At 43.4% G+C, this 20350-nt stretch carries 14 protein-coding genes; 9 read left to right on the forward strand and 5 right to left on the reverse strand.

Going from position 1 to position 20350, the window contains the following annotated elements; genetic code table 11:
• Nucleotides 1–957: a MoxR family ATPase gene (locus G3R49_RS11335; RefSeq protein ID WP_167869709.1), complete on the reverse strand. Its 957-nt coding sequence runs from the start codon at nucleotides 955–957 to the stop codon at nucleotides 1–3.
• A 261-nt stretch (nucleotides 958–1218) separates the two neighbouring features.
• Between G3R49_RS11335 and fadI the strand changes: the two genes are divergently transcribed.
• The 3 genes from fadI (at nucleotide 1219) to G3R49_RS11350 (ending at nucleotide 5173) form a co-directional block, all read left to right on the forward strand.
• Nucleotides 1219–2529, forward strand: coding sequence for an acetyl-CoA C-acyltransferase FadI (gene fadI, locus G3R49_RS11340; protein WP_167869710.1), 1311 nt, complete (start codon nucleotides 1219–1221; stop codon nucleotides 2527–2529).
• A 6-nt stretch (nucleotides 2530–2535) separates the two neighbouring features.
• Nucleotides 2536–4659 carry a fatty acid oxidation complex subunit alpha FadJ gene (gene fadJ / locus G3R49_RS11345; protein WP_130601863.1) on the forward strand — a complete coding sequence of 708 codons (2124 nt, stop codon included), beginning with the start codon at nucleotides 2536–2538 and terminating at the stop codon, nucleotides 4657–4659.
• Nucleotides 4660–4963: 304 nt separating this feature from the next.
• Complete coding sequence (locus G3R49_RS11350) at nucleotides 4964–5173, forward strand: hypothetical protein (protein WP_245335338.1); 210 nt, start codon at nucleotides 4964–4966, stop codon at nucleotides 5171–5173.
• A gap of 264 nt (nucleotides 5174–5437) precedes the next feature.
• Here the strand turns inward: G3R49_RS11350 and G3R49_RS11355 are convergent, their stop codons facing one another.
• From G3R49_RS11355 to G3R49_RS11365, 3 genes are all read right to left on the reverse strand, one after another.
• Nucleotides 5438–6493, reverse strand: coding sequence for a hypothetical protein (locus tag G3R49_RS11355; protein ID WP_167869711.1), 1056 nt, complete (start codon nucleotides 6491–6493; stop codon nucleotides 5438–5440).
• Nucleotides 6494–6606: 113 nt separating this feature from the next.
• Entirely contained in the window at nucleotides 6607–10908 is a 4302-nt protein-coding gene (locus G3R49_RS11360) for an EAL domain-containing protein (protein ID WP_167869712.1), read from the reverse strand.
• Nucleotides 10909–11195: 287 nt separating this feature from the next.
• Nucleotides 11196–13988, reverse strand: a complete 2793-nt coding sequence (locus G3R49_RS11365) for an insulinase family protein (protein WP_245335339.1) — start codon at nucleotides 13986–13988, stop codon at nucleotides 11196–11198.
• 165 nt (nucleotides 13989–14153) lie between these two features.
• On the opposite strand from G3R49_RS11365, the gene sixA reads away from it, so the two are divergent.
• Nucleotides 14154–14624: a phosphohistidine phosphatase SixA gene (gene sixA / locus G3R49_RS11370; RefSeq protein WP_130601873.1), complete on the forward strand. Its 471-nt coding sequence runs from the start codon at nucleotides 14154–14156 to the stop codon at nucleotides 14622–14624.
• A 146-nt stretch (nucleotides 14625–14770) separates the two neighbouring features.
• Here sixA and smrB read toward each other — a convergent pair whose 3' ends face one another.
• A complete protein-coding gene (gene smrB, locus G3R49_RS11375) occupies nucleotides 14771–15298 on the reverse strand; it encodes an endonuclease SmrB (protein WP_242620423.1) in 528 nt (175 codons plus the stop codon).
• Nucleotides 15299–15377: 79 nt separating this feature from the next.
• Between smrB and prmB the strand changes: the two genes are divergently transcribed.
• The 5 genes from prmB to G3R49_RS11400 all read left to right on the forward strand — a co-directional run bounded on the left by prmB (nucleotide 15378) and on the right by G3R49_RS11400 (nucleotide 20306).
• Entirely contained in the window at nucleotides 15378–16322 is a 945-nt protein-coding gene (gene prmB, locus G3R49_RS11380; RefSeq protein ID WP_167869714.1) for a 50S ribosomal protein L3 N(5)-glutamine methyltransferase, read from the forward strand.
• Nucleotides 16323–16396: 74 nt separating this feature from the next.
• The gene (gene aroC, locus G3R49_RS11385; protein ID WP_167869715.1) at nucleotides 16397–17491 is read left to right on the forward strand and encodes a chorismate synthase; all 1095 of its coding nucleotides are present in this window, start codon (nucleotides 16397–16399) and stop codon (nucleotides 17489–17491) included.
• Nucleotides 17492–18682, forward strand: a complete 1191-nt coding sequence (locus tag G3R49_RS11390; protein ID WP_167869716.1) for an MFS transporter — start codon at nucleotides 17492–17494, stop codon at nucleotides 18680–18682. It abuts the gene before it with no gap.
• A 103-nt stretch (nucleotides 18683–18785) separates the two neighbouring features.
• Nucleotides 18786–20027 (forward strand): ATP-NAD kinase family protein, encoded by a 1242-nt coding sequence (locus G3R49_RS11395; protein WP_167869717.1) that lies wholly within the window; start codon nucleotides 18786–18788, stop codon nucleotides 20025–20027.
• 3 nt (nucleotides 20028–20030) lie between these two features.
• The gene (locus G3R49_RS11400; RefSeq protein ID WP_130601885.1) at nucleotides 20031–20306 is read left to right on the forward strand and encodes a YfcL family protein; all 276 of its coding nucleotides are present in this window, start codon (nucleotides 20031–20033) and stop codon (nucleotides 20304–20306) included.
• Nucleotides 20307–20350: the final 44 nt, after the last annotated feature.

A 20350-nucleotide genomic window follows, 5' to 3' on the forward strand; every position in this document is an offset into this window, starting at 1 on the left:
CTAAGGCACCGCAACCAGGTTAAGAATTTTGCTGATCACTTTATCCGCGTTCACGCCTTCGGCTTGCGCCTGGTAGCTTAATAGTAATCGGTGGCGCAGTACGTTAAATGCAACGGCTTGAACATCTTCAGGTGAGACAAAGTCGCGTTGATGCAACCAGGCTCTGGCGCGGGCACAGCGTTCAAGTGAAATGGTGGCACGCGGACTCACGCCGTATTCAAGCCAAGATGCAAGCTCGTCTGAATAACGCTGTGGCTCACGAGTCGCCATGATTATTTCAACAATGTATTTCTCTAACGGCTCTGCAAGGTAGATCTCTAAAGCTTGTTCACGCGCAGCGAAAATATCAGCTTGAGCAATCGGCTCAATTTTTGGTAGCTCGTGAGTGATGGCTTCATTTCTTGATTGGCGCAAAATCTCAAACTCGGTGTCAGCACTTGGGTAATCAAGATTTAAGTGCATCAAGAAACGATCCAGCTGCGCCTCTGGTAGCGGGTAAGTACCTTCGTTTTCTAGCGGGTTTTGCGTCGCCATTACCAAAAATAACTTTGGTAGCGGGTAACTGGTTTTACCCACGGTAACTTGACCTTCAGCCATGGCTTCTAGCAATGCAGATTGCACTTTTGCTGGAGCGCGGTTGATTTCGTCTGCCAGGATCAAATTATGGAAAATTGGCCCGGCCTCAAACTCAAAGCTACCTGTCTGCTGGCGGTAAATATCGGTACCAGTTAAGTCTGCTGGCAATAAGTCGGGGGTAAATTGAATACGGTGAAAATCACCTTCAACGCCATCACATAAGGCTTTTACTGCGCGCGTTTTTGCTAAACCTGGAGGCCCCTCAACTAATAAGTGACCATCGGCGATCAGTGCGATAAGCAGGTTTTCAGTTAATACAGGTTGGCCTAAGACGACTTTATCTAGATAGCCTCTTAGGGAGTGGAAGCGACTTAAAGGCATTGAACTTACTCAATAATTGTTATTGTAAAAAACAGTTTATAGCGACTTATGGTATGGGTTCTAGTGGTGTTTGGCTAGTAGCATTAACAGATTTTAACTCGGTGCTTTTACATTGGCTTTTTAGATATTGGTAAACGGGTGTTTAAAACTGCAAAATAAAAAGTTAGAATCAGATCACACTTTAATGGTCTGACCAGCAAGGTTGGGCAAAATGGATTTCAAGCATGCCAGTTGGCAGTTGATAAAAGAAGAGGGTGACCAATGAGTGATAGACAGCAAGTAACCAATGCTAAAGGGGAGCGCGTTGCGATTGTCGCAGGCTTACGTACGCCTTTTGCAAAACAGGCGACCGCCTTTCATGGTGTTTCGGCATTAGATATGGGCAAGATGGTCGTCAATGAGTTGTTATCTCGCTCAGAGCTTGACCCAAAATTAATTGAGCAGTTGGTATATGGCCAAGTGGTGCAAATGCCAAAAGCACCAAACATTGCACGTGAAATTGTGATTGGCACTGGTATGGATATTCATACTGATGCATACAGTGTGACTCGTGCATGTGCGACTAGCTTCCAATCAACGGTTAACGTTGCTGAATCAATCATGACTGGCAACATTGATATTGGTATTGCTGGTGGTTCGGACTCTTCTTCCGTTTTACCTATTGGTGTGTCGACTAAGCTTGCCCATGCGCTTGTTGATTTAACTAAAGCGCGCACTTTTGGCCAGAAGCTCGCTATCTTCAGACGTCTTGGACTTAAAGATTTACTACCAGTGCCTCCTGCTGTTGCCGAGTACTCTACCAACCTTTCGATGGGACAAACCGCAGAACAGATGGCTAAAAGTCATGGTATTACCCGTGAAGAGCAAGACGCATTAGCTCACCGTTCACACACGTTAGCAACGCAAACCTGGAATTCGGGTCATCTTGCTAATGAAGTGATGGCTGCCCATGTGCCGCCATACAAGCAGTTTATCGACCGCGATAACAATATTCGTGAAAACTCAGAGCTAGCGTCATACGCCAAATTGCGTCCTGTATTTGACCGCAAGCACGGCAGTGTTACCGCAGCGAACAGTACACCACTAACTGATGGTGCATCAGCCATTTTGCTAATGAGTGAAGGCAAAGCCAAGGCCTTAGGTTATGACCCTATTGGCTATATCAAGAGTTATGCGTTTACCGCTATTGACGTGTGGGAAGACATGTTGATGGGGCCATCTTACGCGACGCCACTGGCGCTTAAACGTGCAGGAATGGAGCTTGAAGATCTTACCCTGATTGAAATGCATGAGGCGTTTGCTGCGCAAGCACTGTCAAATGTGAAGATGTTTGGTTCGAAAAAGTTTGCTGAAGAAAAGCTAGGTCGCAATCGCGCCATTGGTGAAATCGACATGGATAAGTTCAACGTATTAGGTGGCTCGCTTGCTTATGGTCATCCTTTTGCTGCAACTGGCGCTCGTCTGATCACTCAAGTGTGTAACGAGCTTAAGCGTCGCGGCGGCGGTACAGGCCTAACGACTGCGTGCGCCGCAGGCGGTTTAGGTGCAGCAATGATTGTAGAAGTGGAGTAATAGAACATGGAAAAGACTTTTGAATTAACTCGCCGTGAAGATGGTATTGCTATTTTAACCATGGACGTGCCGGGCGAGACCATGAATACCCTTAAAGCTGAGTTTGGTCCTGAGATCAGTGAAATTCTTAGCGAAGTTAAGCAAGACACTTCTATCAAAGGCTTAGTGATTATTTCTGGCAAGTCTGACTCATTTGTAGCAGGTGCTGACATTACTATGCTTGATGCCTGCACCAGCGTAGAAGCTGCAAAGGAGCTGTCCCAGCAAGGTCATGTTGTTTTCAACGAGCTTGAAAACTTAAAGATTCCTGTTGTGGCAGCAATTAATGGTGCATGTTTAGGTGGCGGTCTTGAGCTGGCGCTTGCGTGTCATTTGCGAGTATGTACTGACGATAAGAAAACCGTGCTGGGTGTACCTGAAGTTCAGCTTGGTTTACTTCCAGGTGGCGGTGGTACTCAAAGGCTACCTCGCTTGGTTGGTGTGACAACCGCACTGGATATGATGCTAACCGGCAAGCAAATCCGTCCGAAAAAGGCACTTAAAATGGGTTTGGTTGATGACATGGTGCCAGGTTCAATTTTGCTCGAAGCGGCGATTAAGCTGGCTAAAAAAGGCAAAAAAGCTGCTAATAAGGTCAAGCCTACTCTGGTGAATAAGGTGCTTGAGTCAACCTCATTTACGCGTGATGTGGTATTTAAACAAGCAGGCAAGCAAGTTGAGAGCAAGACTCATGGTAATTATCCTGCGCCAGCTAAAATTATTGACTGTGTTCGCCAAGGCTTGAACAAAGGCCTAACAAAAGGCTTAGAAGTTGAAGCAAGCCACTTTGCTGAGCTGGTGATGTCAAAAGAGTCTGAAGCTCTGCGCAGCATTTTCTTTGCAACCACTGAGATGAAAAAAGAAACCGGCGCAGAGGGCGCTGAGCCACGCGATATTAACAAGGCGATGGTTCTAGGTGGCGGCTTGATGGGTGGCGGTATTGCATCGGTTACGACCACCAAGGCTAAAGTGCCTGTGCGCGTGAAAGATATTTCAGAGCAAGGCTTAAGCAATGCACTGGCATACGCTTACAAGTTGTTAGCTAAAGGCGTAAAACGCCGCCATATGACACCAGCTGTGCGCGATAATTTAATGGCGCTAATGACTACAACAACCGAATATAAAGGCGTTAAAGATGCCGATATTGTTGTTGAAGCGGTATTTGAAGATTTAAGCCTCAAGCATCAAATGGTAAAAGATGTTGAGCGTGAATGTGGTGAGAATACTATCTTTGCGTCTAACACTTCATCACTTCCTATTGGTCAAATTGCACAGGCTGCATCACGCCCAGAAAACGTTATTGGCCTGCATTACTTCTCTCCGGTTGAAAAAATGCCTCTGGTTGAAGTCATTGCGCACAAAACAACGTCTCCAGAAACTATTGCCACAACCGTAGCCTTTGCTCGTAAGCAAGGTAAAACGCCAATTGTGGTGCAAGATGGTGCTGGTTTTTATGTTAACCGCATTTTAGCGCTTTACATGAACGAAGCTGCTCAGTGGTTGCTAGAGGGGCAACGTGTTGAGCATCTTGATAAAGCTTTGGTTAAATTTGGATTCCCTGTTGGGCCTATGACCTTGCTTGATGAAGTAGGTATTGATGTTGGTGCTAAGATTTCTCCTATTCTAGAGAAAGAGCTAGGCGAGCGTTTCTCAGCTCCACAAGCGTTTGATCAACTTCTTGCTGATGATCGCAAGGGTCGTAAGAACGGTAAGGGCTTCTATCTTTATGGTGCTAAGGCCAAGAAAGGTAAGCAGGTTGATGAGTCTGTGTATGGCGTGTTAGGTATTCAAGCTGGCTCGGATAAAGATATCAAGCAGGTAGCTGAGCGCTGCGTTGTGCAAATGCTAAATGAAGCGGTGCGCTGTTTAGAAGAAAAGATCATCGCATCGCCACGTGATGGTGATATTGGTGCTATTTTCGGTATTGGCTTCCCACCATTCCTGGGCGGGCCATTTAGGTATATTGATTCATTAGGCGCTGCAAACCTGGTGGCTACTTTAGAGCGTTATCAATCTATGTACGGTGAGCGTTTTGCTCCGGCTCAAATGCTCAAAGATATGGCGGCTGAGGGTAAATCTTTTTACTCATAATGGTCATTAGCTAAAGGTTTTGTGTCATGCAATTGCATGAATGAGTTACATTTGTATAAAAAAACGGCATATTGTTGCCGTTTTTTTTTGCCTGTAAGGAAGACTTTTGCCTGATTATTGTTCGATTTTAGTGGTTTTTTGGTGTATATTTGCGCGCCTCGCTAGTAATAAGGTCTAGGTGAAGTAGTCAGCAAGCTAGATATTTAGTTGTATTTTGCCTAGTTGAGCTGTTCAGCAGAAAAGTTAGCGATTACCCTAGCGCTGTTTTGTTGCGTTGTTTCTGAAGAAGTTTGAGGTTTCAGTTTTGCAAATTGATTGGTTATTGATGGCTTTAGTGTGGGTTGCCAGTGGCTTGCTTATTGGTAATAGCGCGTTTTACCAAGGCTTAGCGGTAAAGCGCTGGGCTTGTGCAGGATTTATATTAGGACCTGCCGCTTACCCTCTATTTAACGCTCATAAGCGTATCGCTCAAGGGAAGCTAGACACATCTCAGGCGGGAGTGTCTAAGTTCTAGCAATTAGATCTAATATTGAAGCTGAGGCGGTGTAAAGCCCATTAGAGAATAGTTTCGCTAGAAGAGTAGTTTCCTGTCAGTACATAAAGCGAAAGGGAGCCATATGGCTCCCTTTTCGTCTTATTCAATCGTTATTTCCACCAGGCTTTTGCTGGGATAACTTCTAAATGATCTAAGCCCTCAGGCAATTTAACTTGTTTTCTTGCTGGCTTAGCTAGACCTAAAGCAACTTTTAGTGATTTAAACATAATCATTACCTCTCAATTAAGCTGTTTGCGCGTTAGCAAGTTTGATGTTTGGGATGCTAGCTGTCTGCATGTTAGATAGCTTGATGTTCGGGATGCTAGCTGTTTGCATATTAGATAGTTTGATGTTTGGGATGCTAGCTATCTGCATGTTAGATAGCTTGATGTTCGGGATGCTAGCTGTTTGCATATTAGATAGCTTGATGTTCGGGATGCTAGCTGTCTGCATGTTAGATAGCTTGATGTTCGGGATGCTTGCTGTCTGCATGTTAGATAGCTTGATGTTTGGGATGCTAGCTGTCTGCATGTTAGATAGCTTGATGTTCGGAATACTAGCTGTTTGCATGTTAGATAGCTTGATGTTCGGGATGCTAGCTGTCTGTATGTTAGATAGCTTGATGTTTGGGATGCTAGCTGTCTGCATGTTAGATAGCTTGATGTTCGGGATGCTAGTTGTCTGTGTATCAGATAGCTTGATGTTCGGAATACTAGCTGTTTGCATGTTAGATAGCTTGATGTTCGGAATACTAGCTGTTTGCATGTTAGATAGCTTGATGTTCGGGATGCTAGCTGTTTGCATGTTAGATAGCTTGATGTTCGGAATACTAGCTGTCTGCATGTTAGATAGCTTGATGTTCGGGATGCTAGCTGTCTGCATGTTAGATAGCTTGATGTTCGGGATGCTAGCTGTTTGCATGTTAGATAGCTTGATGTTCGGGATGCTAGCTGTTTGCGTATTAGATAGTTTGATGTTCGGAATACTAGCTGTTTGCGTGTCAATTAGCTTAATGTTCGGGATGCTAGCTGTCTGCATGTTAGATAGCTTGATGTTTGGGATGCTAGCTGTCTGCATGTTAGATAGCTTGATGTTCGGGATGCTAGCTGTTTGCATGTTAGATAGCTTGATGTTCGGGATGCTAGCTGTTTGCGTATTAGATAGTTTGATGTTCGGAATACTAGCTGTTTGCGTATTCGATAGCTTAATATTTGGGATGCTTTCTATGGTATTTTCAAAAGCTAAAACTGGGTTAGTTAAAGCGGCTGCTGCACTTAGGGCAATTAGTCCTTTAATCATTTTTCATCTCTCTCAGGTTAAATTTAGTACGAAGACTGATTTTTGTTATCTGAGAGAGGTTTTGCAGGTGCTATGCCAATGTTCTGCTAATGATGAAAAAAATATTTATTCAGTTAGTTTACTTTCTGCAGTTTGCGTTGTGCGTCAGATTCAAGTAATAGTGTGAAGTCAGCTTCTGGTATGGGTTTGCTGTATATATAACCTTGAATTTCTTCACAATTAAGCGCTTTTAAGATGTTGAGCTGCGCCGTTTGTTCAACACCTTCTCCAACTACTGATAGTCCCATATTGTGTGCAATCGTAATAATCGAGTCGACCATCTTGAGATCCCTATCAGACTTATCGATGTCGTCAACAAAACTTTTATCTATCTTTAAGCAATTGATTGGAAAGCGTTTTAGGTAAGATAATGATGAATAACCTGTACCAAAGTCATCTAATGCGAGGCTAACCCCCATTTTTGATAGTTGTAGCATCACCTTTATGGCATTTTCAGGGTTTTTAATTACTGTCCCTTCAGTGATTTCTAATTCTAAGTGTTTGGCTGGTAGCTTGGTAAGACGCAAAATTGACTCAATTCGCTGCTGAAGATCCGGTAGCGCAAACTGACGTGACGATAAATTGACGGCAACTCGTCCAGAAAACACGCCATCCTCTAACCATTTATTCGCAGCAAAACAGGCCTTTCGAAGTACTACGTCACCAATTTCTACAATTAGGCCATTTTCTTCAGCAAGTGGGATAAATACGTTAGGTGGAATGAGCCCCTTTTGTGGGTGTTTCAAGCGTACTAGTGCTTCCATTCCGGCTAGGCAGTCGTTTTTCACATCGACTTTAGGTTGATAGTAAACCTCGAATAAATCATCTTTTAATGCTTCACGAATTAGGCTTTCAGTCTCTAGTTGCTTAAGTGCATTTTGGTTGAGCGATTCTGAGTAGAATTGGTAGCGATTTCCGCCCGCAGATTTTGCATGGTACATAGCAATATCTGCTTTGCGTAACAGTGCTTGCTCGCTCTGTTCGTCTTCAGGATAGAGTACGATGCCGATGCTGATACCAACTACTAACGATTCGTCTCCTATTTCAAAGGCTGGGTTGAGTGCTTGAATGATATTGGATGCGATAGCAGCGCAGGAGCCAATATCAGGCGTTTGGTCGATGAGCAAAGCAAACTCATCTCCGCCAAGGCGATAAAGTGAAGCCACGTTTGGCACCGACATCTTAATCCGTTCAGCGATACCAATAAGTAAGTCATCACCAATCTGATGACCAAGTGAGTCGTTTATTCGTTTGAAGTTATCGACATCGAGCACCATAAGAGTGTGATGAACATCCTTCATTACAAGATTGCTTAAGGTTACTTGTAAGCTCGAGCGGTTAGGAAGGCCTGTAAGAATGTCGTTATTGGTTAGTTTTCTAAGTTCCTCTTCTTGTTGTTTACGACGAGTAATGTCAGAGAATACGCCCACGTAGTGACTGGTATCGCCTTGTTCGTTGTATATGGCATCAATGGTTAGTTCCATTAAGAAATGCTCGCCATCGCCGCGGCTAGCTTCAACTTCGCCTGCCCAGCGACCTTGCTGTTTGAGTAGGCTTCTTATTTGCTCAGAATATTGGGTAGGGTAGCGGTCAAACTCAAGTCGAATGCCTTCAAACTTTTCTCTTGAGTTTGCGGATATGTCACAACAGGCATCGTTTACTTCAACGAAAAAGTAGTTTTCGTCGAGGATAAACATACCTTCTGAGATATTTTCGATTGCGCGCGCAAACAGTCTGAGTTGCTCTTCCGTTTGTTTGATCTTGTTAATGTCTTTAATTGTGCCGGTCATACGAACAGGCCGTTCTTTTTGATCTCGCTCCACTATCTTAGCTCTGTCAAGGATCCAGTTCCACTGATTGTCTCTACCTTTTACTCGATAAGTGATTTCAAAGTGGTCGGTTAGGCCGCTGAAATGATCGTTCAGTGCCTTTTGTACCCTATGTTGGTCATGAGGGTGGATATTACTTTGTTCTCCTTCAGTGCCTGAGCGGCGACCGTCACGAGGGAAATCCAACGTACCCCAAATATTGGAACGATAAATATGACCTGATTCAATATCCCAGTCCCACATTTCATCGCCGCTTCCCCAAAGTGATAGTTTAAGACGTTCTTCACTCAAGGCTACTTGACGTTGAATTTGTCGGCGCTTCATCACTGCTCGTGATATAAGCGATGCAATAATGAGTACGATCAGGGCATAGACAAGCTTTGCTTGAACAGTGAGCCACCAAGGCGGAGTAATGGTTATTGCTAGGCGTCTCTCTGGCCCGTAATGTCCTGAAACTTTATCTACCGCTTCTATGGTAAATATATAGTCTCCAGGAGATAGGTTCGTGTAGGTTGCAGAATTTACACCTTGCGCTGCAATCCACTCTTGATCAAGACCTAGTAATTTATATCTGAAATCAACTGTATTTGAAGCTCGGCCGACAGCATTAAATTTAATACTAAACGGATAGTCAGAGTATTTTAGTTTAATTCTATCTTGATGGTTTAAAGTTGATGATAAAATTGTTCCATCTACTTTTATCGGTGAGTTGAATAGGAGCAACTCCTTTAAATTGGTTTTTATGCTTGGTATTTTGTTTAGTTCAGAGGATATTTCATTAGTATTGATCAAACTGAGTCCCTCAGTTCCACCAAATAGAATGTTCTCACCAATAGATAGTGATGAACTTATGGCATAATCACCAAGTGCGCCATTGTTCTTGCCTAATCTGATATGTGATTTTTTTATAGAGCTAAGTACGTTTATTTCATATGCTGACGATGTTAAAAGGAAAGTGTTGTATTTGTCTACTGAATAAATAACTTTTTCATTATTGAAAACTTCAGATATATGTTCAGGGTTTTTAAGGTTGATGCTTAGTAGTGACGTTCTTGTACCAAAATAAAGTTTATCTTTTTCAATTTTGAAACTAGTTGCCATATCATTATCAAAAACAGTACGAACATCACCTGTTACTGGGTTAATTACATGTACGCCTTTTTGGCTGGCAACCCAAGTTTCCGAATCTATAATAGCTGTGTCAAAAATCGGATATTGTAGTTTCGAGTCTAACGTCCTTATTATTCTCCGTTCACTAACTTCTAGTATTTTTCCCGAAAATGTTCCTGCAATTACAGTGTTATCTGAAGTCTCTATATAAGTGATATGTTCGTCTGACAGTTTTAATACTTGGTTATCTTCGCCTCTTACAAATAAACCTTGCTTACCACCGACATAAAGTTCATTGTTTTGAAATGTTATATACTTAGGCCCTATTATCCCTTCGAAATAAATGCCTTTATCTATCTTTAATGTTTCATCCAATGTATAAACTGTGTCACTACTTGTTGCAATGTATAAAGTATTGTTGTGACTTACTAACGACCAAATGTTTGATAGGCCTGGTGCTACATTTTTTACTAGGTTATTATTTGTTGATATAAAAATAAACCCTTCATCATAATTCGCCACAAGTATAGTGCTGTTTGATTCATTAATGTAGAGAGCATTTGTTCGATCTATATTTGCTTTCGTTTTACCAATAGGTGTCACAGATGTTTTGTTGTCAATTTTATATATGGTTCGGTTGGAAGTAGCGATTACAAAATTGTTTTGCTTTCCTTTTTTGGGATTGTAAAACGCATCAAATTTTATGTCGCTTATCTTAGAAAGGCTATCGTCAAGTCTGTATGTACCTTCATCTGTGGAAACAAGAATAATATCGCCTAATAGAGATATGTCGATTGCTGTTGGTTGTAGTTTTTCAATATTTCCATTGCTAAGCTTGAATATAGCCCCATCATAATTTCGGGCATAATAACTGTTTCCTAGCTTAATGACCTTTTTTATTTCTTTAAAATCGGCCGATGTGAATCGGTTGATTAGTGAATGGTTAGAGCTATTTAATATTAGTACTTCGTTATTAAACCCGATTAGTAGCTCGCCAGCTTGTTCCTGTAACGACCAAATTGGGCGTTCTCCAATTAAACTATGTTCATTACTTCTGTGAAATGTTTCTGTATGTCGATCAAATACACTTAAGCCTAAGTTTGTACCAACAAGCATTCTCCCTTGGCTGTCAATAAGTAGTTGGCGAATGAAGGAGCTTGCTAGATGCGGGTGATCTTTGTTGGCATGAAACTGCTTGAATTCGTTACCATCAAAACGATTTAGTCCATTGATAGTGCCGACCCATATGTAACCCTCGCTGTCTTCGACAAACGATGATACGGTGTTCTGCGACAAACCATCTGCAACTGAATAGCTGTCATAGTTAAGCTGGATATCGAACTGACTCGTAGATGAGTCGATGCTGAAGTCAGCATAAGAAAAGGTACTGAGTAGTACTGAGAAGAGCAGAAAACATCCGAGTAAAAATCGAGGCATAGGTATTATACTTTTTTTGAAGATGCCGAGTAAAAGTTGTTAAAAATACTACTTTTTCAGAAAGGCATCCCGTTGTCAAAATTATGTTATTCAAGATGTGCTAAGTGACAGATTTTTAACCGTTTCAATATGACTTTTTTACTGTTACCTGCCTAAATTGTAGTCGATATTATCGTGTGTATAGTGAATTTTAGTCGTTCGTGTTAAATCCGCGGTTAGTCCGCGGATTTGTATGCAAATACAATTTCTCACAATTGTTTTCGTCAGGCTTGCTCGCTGTCTAACTATCAAAACTCGAACTTATTGGCGCGAGCTTTGAACTGCTTTAGGTTTTCAATCATGTTGTCGTTATGCAATGACTCTTCAGTGAGATGGGCTTCACCCTGGTTAAATAGCACAAGGCGATTGCAGGTTCTACTGCGCATATGTTCCATAATCAGTTTGATTAGGTCAGCACGTGTAAGTTTAGTAATTTCAGCCACGACTTTTTCACGTTGATTAAATTCATAATCACGATTACCTAAACTAACCCAGTAGCGTTGACCTCGCGTTTTAAGGTTGGCATCGTGTTCCATTACTTGGTTGATCAAGCCTTGCTTGGTCATTTGCCATTGCTCATTAGTGATCTGCATGACTGCGTAGCTAAAATCTGCAATAAACTCGTCGATTGCTTCAAGTAATTTACGTGGTCCTGCACTTGGTGATTGGATATAGAAAATGATCCCTGGGTGTCTGTTCAGCGGTAAGTAACCGCTGCCAACCATATAGCCTAATTGCTGTTTGGTTCGTAGCTCATTGAAAAAGCTTGAAGACATAGTGTGATTAAGCAAGCTAAACAGGGCCATTCTATCTGGCGTTGTTTCTGGTGACTGGTAATAAACAATAATCGCACTGTCTTGGTGAGGGATAGACTTTTCCCTCAGCAGGGTACTGTGGCCTCTAAGGTCAACAAGTTCTCGCGATGATTCACCACTTGGCTTAGTCACCAGCGACAGTAATGCTTGCAGTCTGGCGCCCAAACTTTGCGCTTCTTCGGCTAACCAGTCGCCATAAACTAAACCCTCAAGATAAATCTTCTCGTAAAAATCACTGACATGGTTATGGAGATCTTCAAGTGTAATATCTTCTAGCTCTTCAGCCATCCTTGCGGGTTCATAGCTGCGCTTTTGCAAGGTTACAGTTAACGAGGTAAATAATTGTGAAATGGGTTTTGCTTGAACCGCATTGTGCCAACTGCGCAGGATCTGCTTTTTGATTAATTTAAAGCGTTCAGGCGTAAAGTTACGCTCGCGTGCTTTATTGATGATTAGTGCAAGTAGCGTTTCTTGATTACCGCTGTAGCCTGTAAGGTGAAGGGTAATGCCGCCTTGGTGAGGGTAAATATGATAATTCAACCCAGCAACCTCAGCTTGATAGGTGGCTTCAGATAAATAATCCAATACCATTTCGACATACAAACGAGTCAGAGCAGCGTGTCTTGGTGTCGGCGAGGCTTTCGCTGAGTCCATCGATAGGAACATATGTCCTTTAGGGACATTAAACTCATCATCCTTTTTATGCCAGATACGGTAGCCATCGCCTTTAGATACAATAACGGGCACTTGACTGACATTATCGCTCGGTCGAGTCGTTGGGCTATCCACAATAAATGGATTTTTAGGTGGAAGGACTAATTCCTGTCTTGGTTGAGTAGCGCTGCGCCACTTTTCGATGCGCTCTTTGTTAATCGCACTAGTTTTATATTGGGTGTGATACCAGTCTGCAGCTTGATCTGTCTCTACCTCTTTACAAACCAGTTGAATACGCATGTTGTCGACATTAAATGCATCAAGTAGTTCTTTGGCCTCAGTAATATCAAGCTCGTCCATGCGATAGTCACCGTAGACCACATCAGCCGCATGATAATGATGCATGTTAATACTGAGGTGCGACACTAGGTCTAATACCTTGATCTGTTCCTGAAATTGGAATGAGGTTTGTAATAAGCTCGCGCGCTCTTGATAGCGCCATTGTTCAAGGCCGTGCTGTTTTATCAGGGCGATATATTCAAATACACAGCTAATCACGTCATCAAGGTGCTGATAGCCAGACTCAGTAAGTTGGATCATGACTGCGTAATCTTTAAAGTTGTAGCCGTTAACGCCGCCGCCTGCAGATAAGTTGTTCGCCCAATTTTGCTCCTTTAAGTAAGCCAATAAGCTACCAGGACCTTCGTTACCAAGCAGGTGACTGATAAAGGTGAGCGGTTTGCGTTGATAGTATTTGTCGATACCATCCAGGCAAAAACTAATGGAAACTCTGCGTTGTTCTTTCAGCGGCTTTACATTAATTTGACGTTGATTTTGCGCCTTACCAATAAAAGGTACATCAGGATAGTGTTTGGTAATTTTATTGTTGTTAATCGAGCCAAAGAAGCGAGTAGCCAGTGCTTTGAGCTCAGTCAGCGGCAATGGCGCAACTAAGCACAAGGTCATAAGGTTTGCGCTGTAATGAGTTTGATAAAAGTCGACTAGTTCATCACGCATTTGTTGCTGCGTGCCTGCAAGGGTTTTTAAGTTGCCTACTGAGAATTTTGAAAACGGATGCGCTGGGTTGATGGATTCTTTCTGTACTTGATATATGCGTCTTACATCATCTTTAAGCTTTAAGCTGTATTCAGACTCAATCGCTTGACGTTCACGGTCAACTAAATCTAGGTCAAATTTAGGCGCAATAAAGAATTGGCTAAATCTATCTAGAGATTCTTCAAACACATTGGCGTTGATACTGTAAAAGAAGTTGGTGTGCTCGGTGCCTGTCCAGGCATTGTTGTTGCCACCATGCTGGTTGATAAAAGCATGGTACTCACCGGCATCTGGAAACTTCTCTGTTCCTAAAAACAACATGTGCTCAAGAAAATGCGCCATGCCCGGGCGTTCTATTGGATCGTCGAAATGCCCAACACCTACAGCCATAGAGGCTGCAGCTTGAGTCGCCTGTTTATCTTCGACTAACAATACCCGCAGCTGGTTATCCAGAGTTAGGTATTGATACTGGCGATGGTCGTTTGGGCTCTTTATTACTGGTGGAAAATCAGACAAGGAATAGCTCCACATAACAAAACTCTTTATATATTGATCTGCTTCAGAGTTTTTGGCAAATAACTCATGACATTATCGACTAAAGAATAACGAAAGTTTGTTTTGTAGCGTTTTAAATCACGGTACAATTATTGGACTAACAACAAAAATTGCCTCGAGAGTAGTATGCAGCTGTTTTTAATGCGCCATGGTGAAGCCGGATTTGATGCGCCGTCAGATAGAGAAAGAAAGTTAACCGATACAGGACGTTATCAAACCCGTTTAATGGCAAATTGGCTAAGCAAGCACGCAGACCAATTCGAGTTAGTGATTGTAAGCCCGTATCTTCGTGCTCAGCAAACCTGGCAAGAGGTGAGTAAGTCACTGCCTGAGCCTGGCCATTTTGTGACACTTGATGATGTCACGCCAAATGCCGACCCAAGTTATGGAGTCGATGCGATTAAAGCCTACGCCGAGCAATTCGGCGCTGAGAAAGTATTAGTGATTTCGCACATGCCAATCGTAGGTTTTATGGTGCATGAATTTGATACCAGTATTGAACCACCGATTTTCGCAACATCAGCCATTGCAAAAATTGATAGTCAAGGTGAGGTGGCTAACTTCGAAGGCATGTACACACCGCAAAACGTAGCCTAACAAAAGGCGCTGCCGTGAATCGGCCATATGGTCGTAGACAAAAAGCTCAAATACACAAAAAGCCTCAAACCATGAGGCTTTTTTTGCATTTCTTTACTGGTAAAACCGCTGCTCGACATCAGCTGTAAAGCACTAACTGCTAAAAACTAGCGGCGAAAAGGTTGGTCGCCAATATCAAGTAACACCAGCAGTGCTGCATCGCCGCCCCATTCTTTAGGCGCTTGATGGAAGGCTTTAACGCTTGGGTGCTGTGCAAGCCACATAGGTACTTGCTGCTTTAAAATACCTGTTCCGTGACCATGCATAATGCAGCAACATTGGCTTTGCTGTTTCATCGTCGCTTGGATAAGCGCAACAATTTCCAGCTTAGCTTCCGCCTGACGCATGCCATGTAAATCTAACAGCAGATCTGGTACATAATCACCACGCCTTAAACGCTTTAGCTCTAACTTATCAACGTCCTCGTTAATCCACTTCATTGGACCTTCACTAGGCAATAAAGGCTGATATTGATCAGAGAAATAGCTATCGGCGTAAACTTTCTGGCTGGCAGTTTCAAGCGTCTGTTTGGCTTTCACTTGTTGTTTAAAGTGATGCGCGCGCTGCTCTATGGGTTTGACATCAGCAAAAAGCGCTGCAAAGTCGCCGCCTGCAAGGTTTTTATCATCTTTCATCAGCATATTATATGGAAATCTAGTCCAGCATGGTAGACATCAGTTACAATAGCGGCGAACAGAATACTAGGAGCGTGTTGTGGATAAAATATTTGTAGATGAAGCTGTCACAGAGCTAAGAACCATTGGCGATATGCTGCGTTGGGCGGTGAGCCGCTTTAACGATGCCGAGATTTATTATGGCCATGGCACTGACAACGCATGGGACGAAGCGATTGCTCTAGTATTTCATGCCTTACATTTACCAGAAGAGATTGGCCAGCAAGTGTTGCTGAGCAACTTAACCAGCAGTGAGAAACACAAAATCGTCGAGTTAATCATTCGTCGAGTACGCGAACGTTTACCTGTGCCGTACCTAACTAACAAGGCACGTTTTGCTGGTCTTGATTTTTACGTTGATGAGCGTGTGCTAGTGCCAAGATCGCCAATTGCCGAGATGATTAACAACCAGTTCAGCCCTTGGTTATACAACAAGCAAGTTAACCGAGTAATGGACTTATGCACCGGTAGCGGCTGCATTGCAATCGCTTGTGCTTATGCTTTTGAAGATGCTGAAGTTGATGCGCTAGATATTAGCGAAGATGCGCTGGAAGTGGCTCAGGTGAATATCGAGTCGCTTGGAGTGATGGACAGAGTATTCCCAATCCAGTCTGATATTTTCTCATCTATCCCTAAAGGGCCGCAGTACGATTTAATTGTGTCTAACCCACCTTATGTGGATGAAGAAGACATTGGCGATATGCCAGATGAGTACCATCACGAGCCTGAAATTGGTCTAGCGTCTGGTCGTGATGGCTTGGATCTAACCAAACGTATATTAGCCAATGCTGCTGATTACCTAACTGAAGACGGCGTGCTAGTGGTTGAAGTGGGTAATTCTATGGTGCATCTAATGGAGCAATTCCCTGATGTGCCATTTACCTGGGTTGATTTTGAATTCGGTGGTGACGGCGTGTTTGTATTAACCCGTGATCAGTTAGTTGAAAATGAATCACTGTTCGCCATCTATAAAGATGGTGAATAGGTAGTGAATGTTAATGCTGTAATAGTGTAGCATTACATAATCTAACTGAATTATGTAAAAGGGTAGTTGTACGCATGTCGGGAAATAGTATTGGACAAAACTTTGTTGTGACCACCTTCGGTGAAAGTCATGGTGTGGCGCTAGGTTGTATTATCGATGGCTGTCCTCCAGGGCTTGAGTTAAGTATTGAGGATATGCAAATCGACCTTGACCGCCGTCGCCCTGGTACGTCACGTTATACCACGGCGCGCCGAGAAGCCGATGAAGTGCGGATTTTATCTGGCGTGTTTGAAGGGAAAACGACAGGTACTTCTATTGGTTTGCTGATCGAAAATACCGATCAGCGCAGCCAAGATTACTCCAATATTAAAGACTTATTCCGTCCAGGACATGCTGACTACACTTACCAGCAAAAATACGGCATGCGTGATTATCGCGGTGGTGGGCGCTCATCTGCTCGTGAAACAGCGATGCGTGTAGCCGCCGGTGCGGTAGCGAAAAAGTACCTAAAAGCGGTGCATGGTATTGAAATCCACGGCTACCTTTCACAACTAGGCCCAATTAGTGCTGAAACAATTGATTTTGATCAGGTGGAGCAAAATCCGTTTTTCTTCCCTGATGCCAGCAAGCTAGATGCGCTTGATGAATACATGCGTGAGCTTAAAAAGTCAGGTGACTCGGTTGGTGCTAAGGTATCAGTAGTAGCAACCAATGTACCAGTAGGCCTAGGTGAGCCAGTATTTGATCGCCTCGATGCAGACATAGCTCATGCGTTAATGGGGATTAACGCGGTAAAAGGTGTTGAGATTGGCGATGGCTTTGGCGTAGTAACGCAAAAAGGCTCAGAAGGTCGTGATTTAATGTCACCTGAAGGCTTTGAGTCTAACCATGCTGGCGGTGTGTTAGGTGGCATTTCATCTGGGCAGCCAGTCGTTGCGCACATGGCTTTAAAGCCAACATCGAGTATTAGCGTGCCAGGGCAAAGTATGACAGTACAAGGTGAGGTTGCAGATGTGGTGACTAAAGGGCGTCATGACCCTTGTGTTGGCATTCGCGCGGTACCAATTGCTGAAGCCATGTTAGCGATTGTATTGATGGATCACTTGCTTAGACATCGAGCGCAAAATCAGGACGTTGTATCAGCAACTCCCGTGATTGGAATGCGTTAAATGCCACACAACTTTGGCTCTAAGCACACGTTTACCTGGCTTAGAGCCTGTTACTTCTTTTTCTTTGCCATCCTAGGCTTGCTCGTCCCGTATCTTGGGGTCTTCTTCGAGTCACGCGGTTTTAATCCACAGCAAATTGGTTTTCTGTTAGCAATTGTACTAGGTACGCGAATTATCGCGCCTAATGTTTGGGCACGGGTTGCCGACAAAACCGGTTATCGCACCGAGCTGATTAAACTCGGTGCCATTGGCGCTGCAATTAGCTTCGTTAGTTTTTTCTATCATGGCTCTATACTGTACCTAGCCCTGAGCTTGGTGATTTACACCTTTTTCTGGAACTCGATTTTGGCGCAGCTGGAAGTGGTCACATTAGAGTCATTAGGTGAAAATGCTCATCAATATGGCAAAATCCGTAGCTGGGGCAGTGTTGGTTACATCGTATTGGTAATAGCTGCAGGTGCGGCAATTGACCGCTATGGTGCAGAAATTTTGCCAAGCCTAGGTATGGGATTGTTTTTGCTGTTAGCACTGTGCACTTTACCGTTACCCAAAGCTAATGTTGATGAGGCACAAAAACGCGCCATTACGCCACTTAAGCTTTCAGCCTCAGTATCGCTATTTTTACTGTCAGCTCTGTTAATGCAAATGAGTGTTGGGCCGTTTTATGGTTTTTTCGTACTTTATCTAAAGCAAGTCGGATACAGCGAAACGCTCGCCGGCGTGTTAGTCGCGTTGGGGGTACTAGCAGAAATTGGCATATTTATAAAAGCGCCTTGGCTTATCCAAAAGTTCGGTTTAAAGCTGTTATTGATTATCAGCACCGCGCTCACAGCATTGCGCTGGCTTATTTTAGCTTGGTATCCGCAAAATTTATCTTTAGTGTGTTTAAGCCAAGTACTGCACGCATTTACCTTCGGGTTAACCCATGCCGTGTCGATTCAGTTTATTTATCAGCAATTCCCCAAAGGCCATCGTAGTCGCGGTCAGGCATTGTATGCGAGCATCAGTTTTGGCGTGGGCGGTGCATTAGGTACTTGGCTTGCTGGGATCATCTGGGGGGATGGTAGTAGCAGTGCTTTAGTGTGGGTTTTTGCGGCAATTTGCGCGATAATCTCGGCGCTGGTTGTACTGGCGATAAATATGGATAAGCCTCATCAGCATGAGCTAACTCAAAGTCACGCATCTACCTAGCCAAACATATTTGCAAAGGGTATTTAGCACGCTTTGATAGGCTGGAAATCAGAAACACTCTAAATGAATTTAAGTTCAAGGAATTCAAGTTCAAGGAATATAAGTGAAGCAATTTCGACTTGGTTTAATCATTAATCCACTTGCTGGGTTAGGTGGGAGCGTAGCGTTAAAGGGCTCGGATGGCGTTGCTGCCAAAGCTATTGCTAAAGGCGCTGAGCCTAAAGCGCAGTTAAGAATGCAGCAAGCACTGAGCGTGATATTGCCTTTTAAGCAATACATTACGATTAAGACTTGTAGCGGTGATATGGGCGAAACGCTTTGTCGGCAAATGGGTTTTAACACTGAAGTTGTTTATCGCTGCGGCGCTGATGAAAACGTCGAGAATAACTCAAGAGTTAGTATCGCTTCGAGTTCCCTCCAAGAGACTAATGCGCAAGAGACTCACGCACAAGATACTAAAAATGCCGCGACTGCGATGCTGTCTGAAACCCTTGATTTATTGCTGTTTGCTGGAGGTGATGGCACCGCGCGCGATATCTATGCCGTTGTTGATGACAAGCTGCCAGTTTTAGGTGTACCCGCTGGTGTGAAAATTCACTCTGGTGTATACGGCATCACTCCAAATGCAGCAGGCACGGTAGTTAAAATGCTACTTGAAGGTGAGCTAGTCAGCTTAATGTCTGCTGATGTCATGGATATAGATGAAACCTTATTCAGGCAAGGCGTGGTGAAAGCTAAGCGCTATGGGGAAATGCAGGTACCTGCTGAGCCAAGATACGTACAAGCAGTCAAAATGGGTGGCAAAGAAAGTGATGAGCTAGTGCTTGCTGATATTGCAGCAGAAGTCATTGAGCAAATGGATGACGAGCTATTCATTATGGGCTCGGGCAGCACTGTCGAAGCCGTCATGGAAGAACTTGGGTTAGAGAACACCTTACTTGGCGTTGATGCCGTGCAACACGAGCAACTAGTGGGTCAAGATTTAGATGCCAAAGCGCTACTCGAGCTAGCAGCTAACAATGCTTGTAAATTGGTGATCACCTTAATTGGTGGCCAAGGGCACATATTAGGCCGCGGTAACCAGCAATTGTCTCCTGCATTGATTAAACAGTTAGGAAAAGACAATATTTTATTGGTTGCCACAAAAACTAAGTTAAAAGCCCTTGAAGGTCGGCCACTAATTGTGGATAGTGGCGACCCTGAATTAGATAAAGCCTTAACTGGCTACTTTAAGGTCATTACTGGGTATCGAGATTATGTTATGTATCCAGTAGCCAACCCAGATCTTGTGGATGCAGATGTAGCTGCACCTCTACCAAGCGAAGAATTAAGTAAAGCGGAGTAAAGCATGTTAGAAAAAATTGATGCAACAGTAGAAAGCTGGATTGAAGAGGCTGTTGCCCATGGTGATGATGATGCTTTATTTGCCAGTGGCTACCTGCAAGGACACATTGCTGTTGTGTTGTCGGAATTAGAAGCGCAGGAGCAACAAGACCTAGCAGCATTAGATGCAAAGATGGTTGATTGTTTAGCGCTTGCTGATGATGAGCTTAATCAATCCGATTACGCGCTGATTGACAACGCTTGGCAGCAACTACGAGAGCGTATTGTCGCTGCAATTTAAAAATTAATTTCGGCATTTAACGTTTAAATTTTATCAAACCCTAA

It is taken from the genome of Shewanella sp. WXL01 (assembly GCF_012263345.1).
In the GTDB taxonomy this organism is placed as follows: Bacteria; Pseudomonadota; Gammaproteobacteria; order Enterobacterales; family Shewanellaceae; genus Shewanella; species Shewanella maritima.